Annotated in this window: 8 protein-coding genes; 7 read left to right on the top strand and 1 reads right to left on the bottom strand. The window is 72.2% G+C overall.

The annotated features are described in order from the left end of the window. The first annotated feature begins 209 nt into the window (after window positions 1–209). The 7 genes from ABZ449_RS40415 (at window position 210) to pyk (ending at window position 13336) form a co-directional block, all read left to right on the top strand. Complete coding sequence (locus ABZ449_RS40415; protein ID WP_360356699.1) at window positions 210–2165, top strand: alpha-1,4-glucan--maltose-1-phosphate maltosyltransferase; 1956 nt, start codon at window positions 210–212, stop codon at window positions 2163–2165. Then, entirely contained in the window at window positions 2162–3886 is a 1725-nt protein-coding gene (treS, locus tag ABZ449_RS40410; RefSeq protein ID WP_360356697.1) for a maltose alpha-D-glucosyltransferase, read from the top strand. Before ABZ449_RS40415 ends, treS begins: the two co-directional genes overlap by 4 nt. 250 nt (window positions 3887–4136) lie before the next feature. After that, complete coding sequence (locus ABZ449_RS40405; RefSeq protein ID WP_360356694.1) at window positions 4137–5627, top strand: maltokinase; 1491 nt, start codon at window positions 4137–4139, stop codon at window positions 5625–5627. Between the two features lie 136 nt (window positions 5628–5763). Further along, a complete protein-coding gene (glgB, locus tag ABZ449_RS40400; protein WP_360356691.1) occupies window positions 5764–8193 on the top strand; it encodes a 1,4-alpha-glucan branching enzyme in 2430 nt (809 codons plus the stop codon). A gap of 229 nt (window positions 8194–8422) precedes the next feature. Continuing rightward, window positions 8423–10594, top strand: a complete 2172-nt coding sequence (pta, locus tag ABZ449_RS40395) for a phosphate acetyltransferase (protein ID WP_360356688.1) — start codon at window positions 8423–8425, stop codon at window positions 10592–10594. Beyond that, the gene (locus tag ABZ449_RS40390) at window positions 10591–11814 is read left to right on the top strand and encodes an acetate kinase (RefSeq protein ID WP_360356685.1); all 1224 of its coding nucleotides are present in this window, start codon (window positions 10591–10593) and stop codon (window positions 11812–11814) included. The genes pta and ABZ449_RS40390 overlap by 4 nt, the downstream gene beginning before the upstream one ends. 94 nt (window positions 11815–11908) lie before the next feature. After that, entirely contained in the window at window positions 11909–13336 is a 1428-nt protein-coding gene (gene pyk / locus ABZ449_RS40385) for a pyruvate kinase (protein ID WP_360356683.1), read from the top strand. Window positions 13337–13430: 94 nt separating this feature from the next. Here the strand turns inward: pyk and ABZ449_RS40380 are convergent, their stop codons facing one another. Next, a complete protein-coding gene (locus tag ABZ449_RS40380; RefSeq protein WP_360356680.1) occupies window positions 13431–14150 on the bottom strand; it encodes a hypothetical protein in 720 nt (239 codons plus the stop codon). Window positions 14151–14173 lie beyond the last annotated feature (23 nt).

The raw sequence follows: 14173 nt of genomic DNA, 5'->3' as shown, positions 1-14173 counted from the left end.
GGCCCGCCAGCCGCACCGGCACCGGGTAGATCCGGTCGGCCAGCCGCTTCCAGGACGGCGTGTAGAACCACTGGGGCAGGTCGCCGCGCCGCTGCTGGTCGAGCTGTTCGACCGGGGCGGCACCGCGGCCCGCCGGGAAGACCGTCGGCAAGTCCGCCGCCAAGCCCTCCACCAAGCCCTCCGCCCGCAAGACGACAGAGAGCGACACCGTGATCGGCCGCATCCCCGTCCTGGACGTCAGTCCCCTCGTCGACGCCGGCCGCCGCCCGGCCAAGGCCGTCGTCGGCGAGACCTTCCCGGTGACCGCGACGGTCTTCCGCGAGGGCCACGACGCCGTCAACGCCAATGTGGTGCTGCGCGACCCGCGCGGCCGCAGCGGCCCGTGGACGCCGATGCGCGAGCTGGCCGAGGGCACCGACCGCTGGGGCGCGCACGTCACCCCGACCGCGCCCGGCCGCTGGTCGTACCTGGTCGAGGCGTGGAGCGACCCGGTCGCCACCTGGCGCAAGGCCGCCGCGGTGAAGCTGCCCGCCGGGATCGACACCGCGCTGGTCCTGGAGGAGGGCGCCCGGCTGCTGGAGCGGGCCGCGGCCGGGGTGCCCAAGAAGGAGGGCCGCGCCGACGTGCTGGCCGCCGCCGACGCGCTGCGCGACCCGACCATGCCGCCGCTGTCCCGGCTGGCCGCCGCGCTCGCCCCCGAGGTGCTCGACGTACTGGCCCGTCACCCGCTGCGCGAGCTGCTCAGCGCCTCCCGTCCGCTGCCGCTCCAGGTGGACCGCGAGCGCGCGCTGTTCGGCTCCTGGTACGAGTTCTTCCCCCGTTCGGAGGGCGCCGCGGTGGACCCGGCCGGCGTCGAGCCGCCGCGCCCGGGGAACCTGCGCACCGCCGCCGAGCGGCTGCCGGCCGTCGCCGCGATGGGCTTCGACGTGGTCTACCTGCCGCCGGTCCACCCGATCGGCCGAGCCTTCCGCAAGGGTCCGGACAACACCCTGACGGCCGGTCCGCACGACGTCGGCTCCCCCTGGGCGATCGGCTCCCCCGAGGGCGGCCACGACGCGGTCCACCCGGACCTCGGCACCATCGAGGACTTCGACCACTTCGTCGCCGAGGCACGGTCGCTGCACCTGGAGGTGGCGCTGGACTTCGCCCTCCAGTGCTCCCCCGACCACCCCTGGGTGAACAAGCACCCGGAATGGTTCAGCCACCGCACGGACGGCACCATCGCGTACGCCGAGAATCCGCCGAAGAAGTATCAGGACATCTTTCCGATCAACTTCGACCAGGACATGGACGGAATCGTCAAGGAAACCATCCGGATCCTTCGGTTCTGGATGTCCCACGGCATCCGGATCTTCCGGGTCGACAACCCCCACACCAAACCGGTGGTGTTCTGGGAGAAGGTCCTCGCCGACCTCGCCCGGACCGACCCCGACGTCGTGTTCCTGGCCGAGGCCTTCACCCGCCCGGCGATGATGCACACCCTGGCGAAGATCGGTTTCCACCAGTCGTACACGTACTTCACCTGGCGCACCACCAAACCGGAACTCACCGAGCACCTCACCGAACTCACCGGTGACGCCGCCTCCTACATGCGGCCCAACTTCTTCGCCAACACCCCGGACATCCTGCACGCGTACCTCCAGCACGGCGGCCGGGCCGCCTTCGCGATCCGCGCGGTGCTCGCCGCCACCCTCTCCCCCAGCTACGGCGTCTACGCCGGCTACGAGCTGTACGAGAACGAGCCGGCCCACCCGGGCTCCGAGGAGTACCTGCACTCGGAGAAGTACGAACTGCGCCCGCGCGACTGGAGCCGCACCGACACCCTGGCCCCGCTGCTGACCGTGCTGAACCGGCTGCGCCGCCGCCACCCGGCCCTCCAGCAGCTGCGCGACCTGCGCTTCCACCCCACCGACAACGACCAGGTGCTCGCCTACTCCAAGACCGCGACCACCCCCGAGGGGCTCACCGACCAGGTCATCACCGTGGTGAACCTCGACCCGCACCACGTCCAGGAGGCCACCGTCACGCTGGACGGCGACGGCCCGTACGCGGTGCACGACGAGCTCACCGGCGCCGTCTACACCTGGGGCCGGCACAACTACGTCCGGCTCGATCCCTCAGCCGAGCCGGCTCACCTCCTCACGGTTCGGAGGAACCCAGCGTGACAGTGAACGAGCCCGTCCCCGACACCTTCCCCGAGACCTCGAAGAAGAAGCTCGACCCCGACTGGTTCAAGCGTGCGGTCTTCTACGAGGTGCTGGTGCGGTCCTTCCAGGACAGCAACGGCGACGGGGTCGGGGACCTCAAGGGGCTCACGGCCAAGCTCGACTACCTCCAGTGGCTCGGGATCGACTGCCTCTGGCTCCCCCCGTTCTTCGCCTCGCCGCTGCGCGACGGCGGCTACGACGTCTCCGACTACACCTCGGTGCTGCCGGAGTTCGGCGACCTCGCCGACTTCATGGAGTTCGTCGACGCCGCGCACGCCCGCGGCATGCGCATCGTCATCGACTTCGTCATGAACCACACCAGCGACCAGCACCCGTGGTTCCAGGCCTCCCGCACGGACCCGGACGGCCCGTACGGCGACTTCTACATGTGGGCCGACGACGACAAGCAGTACCCGGACGCCCGGATCATCTTCGTCGACACCGAGACGTCCAACTGGACCTACGACCCCGTTCGCAAGCAGTACTTCTGGCACCGCTTCTTCTCGCACCAGCCGGACCTCAACTACGACAACCCCCGGGTCCAGGACGAGATGATCGCCGGGCTGCGGTTCTGGCTCGACCTCGGCATCGACGGCTTCCGGCTGGACGCGGTGCCGTACCTGTTCGCCCGCGAGGGCACCAACTGCGAGAACCTGCCGGAGACCCACGAGTTCCTCCAGCGGGTCCGCAAGGAGATCGACGCCAACTACCCGGACACGGTGCTGCTCGCCGAGGCCAACCAGTGGCCGGAGGACGTCGTCGACTACTTCGGCGACTTCGCCTCGGGCGGCGACGAGTGCCACATGGCGTTCCACTTCCCGGTGATGCCGCGGATCTTCATGGCGGTGCGCCGGGAGTCCCGCTACCCGGTGTCGGAGATCCTCGCCAAGACCCCGCAGATCCCCGGCGGCTGCCAGTGGGGCATCTTCCTGCGCAACCACGACGAGCTGACCCTGGAGATGGTCACCGACGAGGAGCGCGACTACATGTACGCGGAGTACGCCAAGGACCCGCGGATGCGCGCCAACGTGGGCATCCGCCGCCGGCTCGCCCCGTTGCTGGAGAACGACCGCAACCAGATCGAGCTGTTCACCGCCCTGCTGCTCTCCCTGCCCGGCTCCCCGGTGCTCTACTACGGGGACGAGATCGGCATGGGCGACAACATCTGGCTCGGCGACCGGGACGGCGTGCGCACCCCGATGCAGTGGACCCCGGACCGCAACGCGGGTTTCTCCTCCGCCGACCCGGGCAGGCTCAGTCTGCCGCCCATCATGGACCCGGTGTACGGCTACCAGGTGACCAACGTCGAGGCGCAGCAAAGCAGTTCGAGTTCGCTGCTGCACTGGACGCGTCGCATGATCGAGATCCGCAAGCTCAATCCCGCGTTCGGCCTCGGCAGCTACGCCGAACTGCCCTCCAGCAACCCCGCCGTGCTGGCCTTCGTGCGCGAGTACGAGGGGGACCTGGTCATGTGCGTGAACAACTTCTCGCGGTTCGCGCAGCCGACCGAGCTGGACCTGCGGCAGTACGGCGGCCGGTACCCGGTCGAGCTGATCGGCGGGGTGCGCTTCCCGTCGATCGGCGAGTGGCCCTACCTGCTCACCCTGGCCGGACACGGCTTCTACTGGTTCCAGCTCCGGCAGCCCCCGCGCCTGAGCGGGACCGGGCGATCGAAGTAACGATCCGCCGCACGCCGCACACCAGCGCGAACAGCACCACCAGACCCTCCGGGGGCGCGAGTTGAACCCCCGCGCCCCCGGAGTTCTCTGCACCACGCGTACGGAGAACAGCCCAACGGCCACCCACACGAAGGCGTGACACCCGAGCCGTGCTCGCGTGCCGCGACCGCCGCGCCGCCGCAATCCGGAAGACTGACGGACCCGGCCACGACCCGTCGGGCAGTCCGCGTGCTTCCGGGGAAAGGGAGCCATGTCCGAAACCTCCCGTTCTCAAGCCCACCTCCAGGACGGCGACGCCGCCGCTCCCGCCGCCGCGGCGGGCACCCGGGGCACCGGGGTCCGGAGAACCGCCCTGGGAGTCAGCGAACTCGTCCAGGCGGCCCTGCCGCTGATCGCGGCGTGGCTGCCCACCCAGCGGTGGTACGCCGGCAAGGGGCGGCCCATCACCGGCCTCACCCCGGTGGTCGGCACTCCCCTGCAGGTCGGCGACCCGGCCCTGCTCCACCTGCTGCTACGGGTCGAGCACGCCACCACGGCCGGCGCCCCGCACGGCGACATCTACCAGCTGCTGCTCGGCATCCGCTCCGGCGGGCTCGGGGACATCGGGCCCGGCGCCGTGCTCGGCCGGCTCAGCCAGGGCCCGTACGACGGCGCGACCCTCTACGACGCGGTGCACGACCCGGAGCTCACCGGGCGGCTGCTGGAACACCTGGCCACCGGGGACCGCTTCGGCGCGCTGTCCTTCCGCCGCACCCCCGGCTCGGGGCTGCCCGCCAACCTCCCCGGGCGCGCCTCCACCGCCGAGCAGTCCAACAGCTCGGTCATCTACGGCACCTCGTACATCCTCAAGCTGTTCCGCCGGATCCACCCCGGCACCAACCCCGACCTCGAACTCTCGCTCGCGCTCTCCCGGGCCGGCTCCACCCGCATCCCCCGGGTCGCCGCCTGGTTCGAGAGCCGGATGGAGCGTGCCGAGCCCGCCACCCTCGGGCTGCTGCAGCGCTACCTGCCGGACGCCGAGGACGGCTGGGAGCTGGCCCTCGACCAGGTCGGCCGGCTCAAGGGCGACCGGTCCCCGGGCAACTTCGCCATCGAGGCGCACCGGCTCGGCCGGGCCACCGCCGAGGTGCACCGGGTGCTGGCCCGCTCGATGCCGGTCGCCCGGCTCGACCGCACCCAGACCGGACGCCTGGCCGGCGCGATGGCCGACCGGCTGGACAGCGCCGTCGCCGCCGTCCCCGGGCTGCTGCGCTTCCGGGCCGCGCTGCGCGCCGCCTTCCAGCAGCTCGCCGACGCCCACCCGGACGGTCTGCCGGTCCAGCGCATCCACGGCGACCTGCACCTCGGACAGGCGATGCGCACCCCGCACGGCTGGGTGCTGCTGGACTTCGAGGGCGAGCCGGCCAAATCGGTCAACGAGCGCCGCGAGCCGCAGCCGGCCCTGCGCGACGTCGCCGCGATGCTGCGCTCCTTCGACTACGCGGCCGCCCACCTGCTGGCCGGCGGCCCGGTCGACCCGGAGCTGGCCCACCTGGCCGCCGCCTGGGCCCAGCGCAACCGCACCGCCTACTGCGCCGGCTACACGGCCGGCGGTGGCGCCGACCCGGCCGCCTCGCCGGAGCTGATGCGCGCGCTGGAGATCGACAAGGCCGTGTACGAGGTGGTGTACGAGGCCCGGCACCGGCCGAGCTGGCTGCCGATCCCACTGGCCGCGATCAACCGGCTGGCCCTGTCCGTCTGACCCCCGTCCCGTACCGCCCGTCCCCGCACCCCCCGTTCAGTCCCCGCCCAGTCCCCCGTCCAGTCCCCCGTCCAGTACCGCCCGTCCTGTACCGCCCGCAGGAGTTCGCCCACCCCCGTCGCAGGAGGACCCCGCCGTGACGCCGATCGACCCGACCGGCCGCCCCACCCGCTCCGTACCGGCCACCTTCCTGGCCGGACCGCTCCCAGCCGAAGGGCGGGCGGCCGAAGGGCGCGCCGGCCACGAGCGCGCGGCGCGCCGGGCGGCCGAGGACGAGGAAGGCGTCGGAGCCCCCTCGGAGCCCCCCGCCGCCCCCCGGCCCACCGCCGGGCGCCCCCCCGAGGCCGGACGCCCGGGCCCCGGCGGGGCGCTGCGGCTGCCCGAGGCGCCGCTGCCGCCCTCCGAGGTCGACCGGCTGGTGGGCGGGCAGCACCACGACCCGCACGCCCTGCTCGGCGCGCACCCGGTGCTCGGCGGCACGGCGATCCGGGTGCTGCGCCCGTTCGCCGAGCGGGTGGTCGTCGAGACCGCCCAGGGCCCGGCCGAACTCACCCACCAGCAGGGCGGACTGTTCACCGGCCTGGTGGCCGGCGGCGATCCGCCGGACTACACCCTGCTGGTGACGTACCCCGGCGGCGAGCCGCTGCGCCAGCACGACGGCTACCGCTTCCCGCCCACCCTCGGCGAGCTCGACCTGCACCTGATCTCCGAGGGCCGGCACGAACAGCTGTGGCGGGCGCTCGGCTCGCACGTGCGCACCGTCGACGCGGTGGCCGGCACCGCCTTCGCGGTCTGGGCGCCGAACGCCGCCGGGGTGCGGCTGATCGGCGACTTCAACCACTGGGACGGCACCGGGCACCCGATGCGCTCGCTCGGCTCGTCCGGGGTCTGGGAGCTGTTCGTCCCCGGCCTGGCCGAGGGCGCCACCTACAAGTACGAGGTGCACACCCGGCAGGGCTGGGTGCTGGACAAGGCCGACCCGCTGGCCCGGGCCGCCCAGTGCCCGCCCGGGACCGCCTCGGTGGTCACCTCCTCCGACCACCGGTGGCAGGACGGCGAGTGGATGGCCCGCCGGGGCCGCGCCGCGCACCACCGGGCCCCGATGTCGGTGTACGAGCTGCACCTGCCGTCCTGGCGCCCGGAGCTCACCACCTACCGCGCCATCGCCGAGGAACTGCCGCGCTACCTCAAGGAGTTGAACTTCACCCACGTGGAGTTCATGCCGGTGATGGAGCACCCCTTCGGCGGCTCCTGGGGCTACCAGGTGTCCGGCTACTACGCCCCCACCGCCCGGCTCGGCAGCCCCGACGACTTCCGCCACCTGGTGGACACCCTGCACCGGCACGGCATCGGGGTCATCGTCGACTGGGTGCCCGCGCACTTCCCCAAGGACGACTTCGCGCTCGCCCGCTTCGACGGCGAGCCGCTGTACGAGCCGGCCGACCCGCTGCGCGCCGAGCACCCGGACTGGGGAACGCTGGAGTTCGACTACGGCCGCAAGGAGGTGCGCAACTTCCTCGTCGCCAACGCGGTGTACTGGTGCGAGGAGTTCCACATCGACGGCCTGCGGGTGGACGCCGTCGCCTCGATGCTCTACCTCGACTACTCCCGCGAAGGCGGCTCCTGGACGCCCAACGAGTACGGCGGCCGGGAGAACCTGGACGCGGCCTCCTTCCTCCAGGAGATGAACGCCACCGTCTACCGGCGCTGCCCGGGCGTGATCACCGTCGCCGAGGAGTCCACCGCCTGGGACGGGGTCACCCGGCCCACCGACGCCGGCGGCCTCGGCTTCGGGCTGAAGTGGAACATGGGCTGGATGCACGACTCGCTGGTCTACGTGTCCAAGGAGCCGGTGCACCGCAGGTACCACCACAACGAGATCACCTTCTCGATGGTGTACGCCTACTCGGAGAACTACGTCCTGCCGATCTCGCACGACGAGGTGGTGCACGGCAAGCAGGCGCTGGTCTCCAAGATGCCCGGCGACTGGTGGCAGCAGCGCGCCAACCACCGCGCCTACCTGGGCTTCATGTGGTCCCACCCGGGCAAGCAGCTGCTCTTCATGGGGCAGGAGTTCGCCCAGGGCGCGGAGTGGGACCACGAGCAGGGCCCGCAGTGGTGGGTGCTCGACGAGCAGTGGCCGGCCCACCAGGACCACCTCGGGGTGCGGCGGCTGGTCCGCGACCTCAACCGGCGCTACCTCGACACCCCGGCGCTGTGGGAGCTGGACACCGTCCCGGACGGCTTCCGCTGGCTCGACGGCGGCGCCGCCGAGGACAACCTGCTCTCCTTCGTCCGGTACGCGGCCGACGGCTCGCCGCTGGTCGCGGTCTGCAACTTCTCGCCGGTCGTCCGGCACGGGCACCGGGTCGGTCTGCCCCGGCTGGCGGGCCGCGACCAGCTCTGGGAGGAGGTGCTGAACACCGACGCCGAGGAGTACGGCGGCAGCGGCGTCGGCAACTCCCACCCGGTCAAGGCCGAACCGGTGGAGTGGGACGGCCAGCCCCGCTCCGCCGAACTGGTCCTCCCCCCGCTCGCCACCGTCTGGCTCCGCCCCGCGCGCTGAGCGCCGCGTCCGCCGGGGGCCGCGCGCGACGGGAGTCACGCGCGGCCGGACAGGCCCCGGGGTCCCGCCCCGCCGGACAGGCCCCGGGGTCCCGCCCCGCCGGGCGGGCCCCGGGCGGGACCTCCGCCCCTTGCCCGAACCCCGCCGTTCTGCTCGCGGACGGCCGTTCGGGGTGCGAAGGTATGGTCGATATGACCACTTTCCGAGACGACGGGACGGAGACACCCACGTGGCGCGCAGCGTGTACGTGACCGGTATCGACCGGGGGGACGGCCGCCAGGCGGTCGAACTCGGGGTCATGGAACTGCTCACCCGCCAGGTGGACCGGGTCGGGGTGTTCCGCCCGCTGGTGCACGCCGCCGCACCCGGGCACCCGGGCACGGACCACGTGGTCGAGCTGCTGCGCGGCCGCTACCGGCTCGACCTGCCGAGCACCGAGCTGTACGGCCTCACCTACGAGGAGGCCGCCGCGCTCCAGGCCGCCATGGGGCAGGACGAACTGGTCTCCGTCCTGGTCGACCGCTTCCACGCGCTGGAGCGGCGCTGCCAGGCGGTCCTGGTGCTCGGCACCGACTTCGCCGACACCAGCATCCCGGACGAACTGGCCTTCAACGCCCGTCTGGCCAACGAGTTCGGCGCCGCCGTACTGCCGGTGGTCGGCGGGCACGGCGAGGACGCCGACACGGTGATCGCCGAGGTGCTGGGCGCCCACCGCGCGTACACCGACCTCGGCTGCGAGACCCTGGCGATGATCGCCAACCGGGTCACCCCCGGCGCCAAGCAGCGGATCCAGCGCACCCTCACCGAGAAGCTGCCGCTCCCCTCCTACGTCATCCCGGAGGAGCCGGCCCTGGCCGCGCCCACCGTCGCACAGCTGGTCGAGGCGACCGGCGCCGAGGTGCTGATCGGGGACGCCGCCGGGCTCGCCCGGGACGTGCGCGGCTACGTCTTCGGGGGCGCCATGCTGCCCACCTTCCTGGACGCGCTGACCGAGGGCGCCCTGGTCGTCACCCCCGGGGACCGCGCCGACCTGGTGATCGGCTCGCTCGCCGCGCACGCCGCCGGCGCCCCGCCGATCGCCGGCGTGCTGCTGACGCTCGGCCAGCACCCCGGCCCCAACGTGATGGCACTGGCCGCCCGGCTCGCCCCCGGCACCCCGGTCGCCGTCGTCCCCGAGGGCAGCTGGCCCACCGCCGCCCATCTGACCCATCTGGAGGGCAAGCTCACCGCGGCCAGCCCCCGGAAGGCCGAGATCGCCCTCGGCCTGTTCGAACTGCACGTCGACACCGCCGAGTTGACCGATCTGATGGAGGTCGACCGGTCCGAGCGGGTCACCCCGATGATGTTCGAGCACGAGCTGCTGGAGCGCGCCCGTGGCGCCCGTCGGCACGTCGTCCTGCCCGAGGGCACCGAGGAGCGGGTGCTGCGCGCCGCCGAGATCCTGCTGCGCCGCAACATCTGCGACCTCACCCTGCTCGGCGAGGTGGACGCCGTCCGCCGCAAGGCAGCGGCCGCCGGCATCGAGCTGCCGCAGGTGGGGGCACCCGCCGACCGCCGGGCCGGAGGAGACCCGGGCGCCGACCGGGCCCAGGTCCGGATCGTCGACCCGGCCACCAGCCCGCTGCGCCGCCAGTTCGCCGAGCTGTACGCCAAGCTGCGCGCCCACAAGGGGATGACCGTCGAGCTGGCCCTGGACGTGGTCACCGACGTCTCGTACTTCGGCACCCTGATGGTCCAGGAGGGCATCGCGGACGGCATGGTCTCCGGCGCGGTGCACTCCACCGCCGCCACCATCCGGCCCGCCTTCGAGGTGATCAAGACCTCGCCGGGCGCCGCGATCGTCTCCTCGGTCTTCTTCATGTGCCTGGCCGACCGGGTGCTGGTCTACGGCGACTGCGCCGTCAACCCGGATCCGGACGCCCAGCAACTGGCCGACATCGCCATCCAGTCCGCCGCCACCGCCGCCCAGTTCGGGGTGGAGCCGCGGGTCGCGATGCTCTCCTACTCGACCGGCACCTCCGGCTCCGGCGCCGACGTCGACAAGGTCCGCAAGGCCACCGAGCTGGTCCGCGAGCTGCGCCCGGACATCCTGGTCGAGGGCCCGATCCAGTACGACGCGGCGGTGGACGCCCACGTCGCGGCCACCAAGCTGCCGGGCTCCCCGGTGGCCGGGCGGGCCACCGTGCTGATCTTCCCGGACCTCAACACCGGCAACAACACCTACAAGGCGGTCCAGCGCTCGGCCGGCGCGGTCGCGGTCGGCCCGGTGCTCCAGGGGCTGCGCAAGCCCGTCAACGACCTCTCCCGCGGGGCGCTGGTGCAGGACATCGTCAACACCGTGGCGATCACCGCCATCCAGTCGCAGGACCGCACGCCGGACAGCAAGGAGCCGCAGGCATGAGCGATGGCACTCGCGTTCTCGTTCTGAACGCCGGCTCCTCGTCGGTGAAGTACCAGCTGATCGACATGCTGGACGGGGCGAGGCTGGCCTCCGGGCTGGTCGAGCGGATCGGCGAGAGCGCCGGCCGGCTGGCGCACACCCCGCGCGGCGGCGAGGCGCGCGAGAGCGTCCAGGTCTTCCCGGACCACTCCGCCGCGCTCAAGGCCGTCGCCGAGGAGCTGTCCGCCGACGGCCTCGGGCTGGACTCCCCCGAGCTGGCCGCGGTCGGCCACCGGGTGGTGCACGGCGGACTGCGCTTCACCGAGCCGACCGTGATCACCGACGAGGTGCTCACGGAGATCCGCCGGCTGATCCCGGTCGCCCCGCTGCACAACCCGGCCAACATCACCGGCATCGAGGTGGCCCGCGCGCTGCGCCCCGACCTCCCCCAGGTGGCCGTCTTCGACACCGCCTTCCACGCCTCGATGCCCGAGTACGCGGCCCGGTACGCGATCGACCGGAGCGTCGCCGACCAGCACCGGGTGCGCCGCTACGGCTTCCACGGCACCTCGCACCAGTACGTCTCGCGGGCCACCGCCCGGCTGCTCGGCAAGGACCCGGCCGAGGTCAACGTGATCGTGCTGCACCTGGGCAACGGCGCCTCCGCCTCGGCGGTCGCCGGCGGCCGCTGCGTGGACACCTCGATGGGCCTGACCCCGCTGGAGGGCCTGGTCATGGGCACCCGCTCGGGCGACGTCGACGCCGGCGTGGTCTTCCACCTGCACCGGGTGGGCGGCCTGTCCGTGGACGAGATCGACGACCTGCTCAACCGCCGCAGCGGCCTGCGCGGGCTGTGCGGCGAGAACGACATGCGCGAGATCATGCGCCGCGCGGACGAGGGGGACGCGGACGCGAAGCTGGCGTTCGACGCGTACGTCCACCGGCTGCGCAAGTACATCGGCGGCTACTACGCGGTGCTCGGCCGGGTGGACGCGATCGCGTTCACCGCCGGCGTCGGGGAGAACGCGGCGCCGGTGCGCGCGGCGGCCACCGCGGGACTGGAGGAACTGGGCATCGCCGTCGACCCGGAGCTGAACTCGGTGCGGTCCGGCGAGGCCCGGATCATCTCGTCCGAGTACGCCCGGGTGGCGGTCGCCGTGGTGCCCACCGACGAGGAGCTGGAGATCGCCCGACAGGCCTTCGCGCTGGTGCACCGGGAACGCCGGGAGTCCGAGGACTGACACGGAATCGTCTCACTCCTCGGAACTTTTCGTCGGCGATTCCTCCCGGTGCGTACCGAATGCACCTATAACACGAACGGATAGACTGATCCATATGCGCCGAGCGAAAATTGTCTGCACCCTGGGTCCGGCCACGGACTCCTACGAACAGCTGAAGGCCATCGTCGAAGCGGGCATGAACGTCGCCCGACTGAACATGAGCCACGGCAACCACGCGGACCACGAGGAGCGGTACCGCAAGGTCCGCCAGGTCTCGGAGGACACCGGCAAGGCCATCGGCGTCCTTGCCGACCTCCAGGGTCCGAAGATCCGTCTGGCGACCTTCGCCAACGGCCCGGTGACCGTCGACAACGGCGACGAGTTCACCATCACCACCGAGGACGTCCCCGGTGACCAGCACATCTGCGGCACCACCTACAAGGGCCTGCCCGGCGACGTGAAGCCCGGCGACCCGATCCTGATCAACGACGGGGTCATCGCCCTGGAGGTCGTCAGCGTCGACGGCCCGCGGGTGAAGACCGTGGTGATCGAGGGCGGCGTGCTCTCGAACAACAAGGGCATCAACCTGCCCGGCGCGGCCGTGAACGTGCCCGCCCTGTCCGAGAAGGACAAGGACGACCTGCGCTTCGCGCTGCGCCTGGGCGTCGACATGATCGCCCTGTCCTTCGTCCGCAACGCGGACGACATCAAGGACGTCCACGAGGTCATGGACGAGGTCGGCATCCGGGTGCCGGTCATCGCCAAGATCGAGAAGCCGCAGGCCGTCGAGGCCATGGAGGAGATCGTCCTCGCCTTCGACGCCATCATGGTCGCCCGCGGCGACCTCGCCGTGGAGTACCCGCTGGAGCGGGTGCCGCTGGTCCAGAAGCAGCTGATCACCCTGGCCCGCCGCAACGCCAAGCCGGTCATCGTCGCCACCCAGATGATGGAGTCGATGATCCACGCCTCGCGCCCGACCCGCGCCGAGGTCTCCGACGTCGCCAACGCCATCCTGGACGGCGCCGACGCGGTCATGCTGTCCGCCGAGTCGAGCGTCGGCAAGTACCCGGTCGAGACCGTCCGCACCATGAGCCGGATCTGCGAGAAGGCCGAGGAGGAACTGGTCTCCCAGGGCCTCCAGCCGCTCAACCCGGGCCGCAAGCCGCGCACCCAGGGCGGCTCGGTCGCCCGCGCCGCGTGCGAGCTGGGCGACTTCCTGGACGGCAAGGCGCTGGTCGCCTTCACCAAGTCCGGTGACACCGCCCGCCGGCTGTCCCGCTACCGCTCGCCGATCCCGGTGATCGCCTTCACCCCGGACACCGCCACCCGCAACCAGCTCTCGCTGAGCTGGGGCGTCGAGGCGTACGTGACGGAGCAGGTGGCCACCACGGACGCGATGGTCGCGCAGGTCGACCGGGAGCTGCTGAAGATGCGCCGGCTCGGCGAGGGCGACACCGTCATCGTCACCGCCGGCGTCCCGGTCGGCATCCCCGGCACCACCAACATGGTGCAGGTGCACCACCTGGGCACCGGGAGCGAGTGAGCACCCGCCCGGCGGAGATCCGCCGGGCGTTTCCCGACGCGCCGTGGGGCGGTCCTCCTTCCGGAGGGCCGCCCCACGGTCCTTGCGGCGTCGGCTACTTGTCGCTGTACGGGGCGTCGTCGTTGAACAGGTGCATCCCGGGGATGTGCAGGGTGCCGCCGAACTGGCCGGCCTGCTTGGCGGTGACGCCGGTCAGCTCCAGGTCCAGCGGGATCGGGATGGCGCCGATCAGGTCGTACAGCCAGCGCGGCAGGGTGTCCGGGGTGAGGGTGATCTCGCCCAGGTCGATCAGGATCGGCAGGCCGAGCACCTTGGAGAGGTGGCCGGACAGCCGCTCCACGTACATGGTGACCGGGCCGCTGCGCATGGTCGAGGTCGTACCGGGGCCGCCCTGGACGTGGAAGGTGACGCCGTTTCCCTCCAGGGTCGACATATCGAGATTGTCGATGTCCACGCTGTCGACCACGAACTTCAGGACCCGCTTGCTCCCGGTCGGGGTCTTCACGTCGTAGACACCGTGGAAGGCCGCGCCGTGCAGGGCGAGCCGGCTGGTCTTCAGGGTCCAGTTCTGCTCCGGGACGACGTGCCCGGGGGCGGGGGCGCCGGCGGTCAGACTCCGGGCGTCCACATCGCAGTTGGGGTTCTCGGTGGGCGTCGCGGACGGGGTGCCGGAGGCGCCCGCGGAGGGCGTCGCCGAGGCCTTCCCGGACGGTGCCGCCGAGGGGGCCGCCTTGGTGCTCGTGGCGATCAGGATGCAGACGACCAGGCTGGCTTCGAGGCCTTCGCGCAGGCCGATCAGGTAGTTGCCGAACACGCGGGCTCCTGGGGGGTGTAGAG

Source organism: Kitasatospora sp. NPDC005856 (assembly GCF_040629945.1).
Lineage (GTDB): Bacteria > Actinomycetota > Actinomycetes > Streptomycetales > Streptomycetaceae > Kitasatospora.
This window is presented reverse-complemented; position numbering and strand designations above follow the sequence as displayed.

Bases quoted from the DNA above. Each gene is read 5' to 3' on its own strand.
- pyk (WP_360356683.1), top strand. From the start codon at position 11,909: ATGCGCCGAGCGAAAATTGTCTGCACCCTGGGTCCGGCCACGGACTCC.
- ABZ449_RS40405 (WP_360356694.1), top strand. From the start codon at position 4,137: ATGTCCGAAACCTCCCGTTCTCAAGCCCACCTCCAGGACGGCGACGCC.
- ABZ449_RS40390 (WP_360356685.1), top strand. From the start codon at position 10,591: ATGAGCGATGGCACTCGCGTTCTCGTTCTGAACGCCGGCTCCTCGTCG.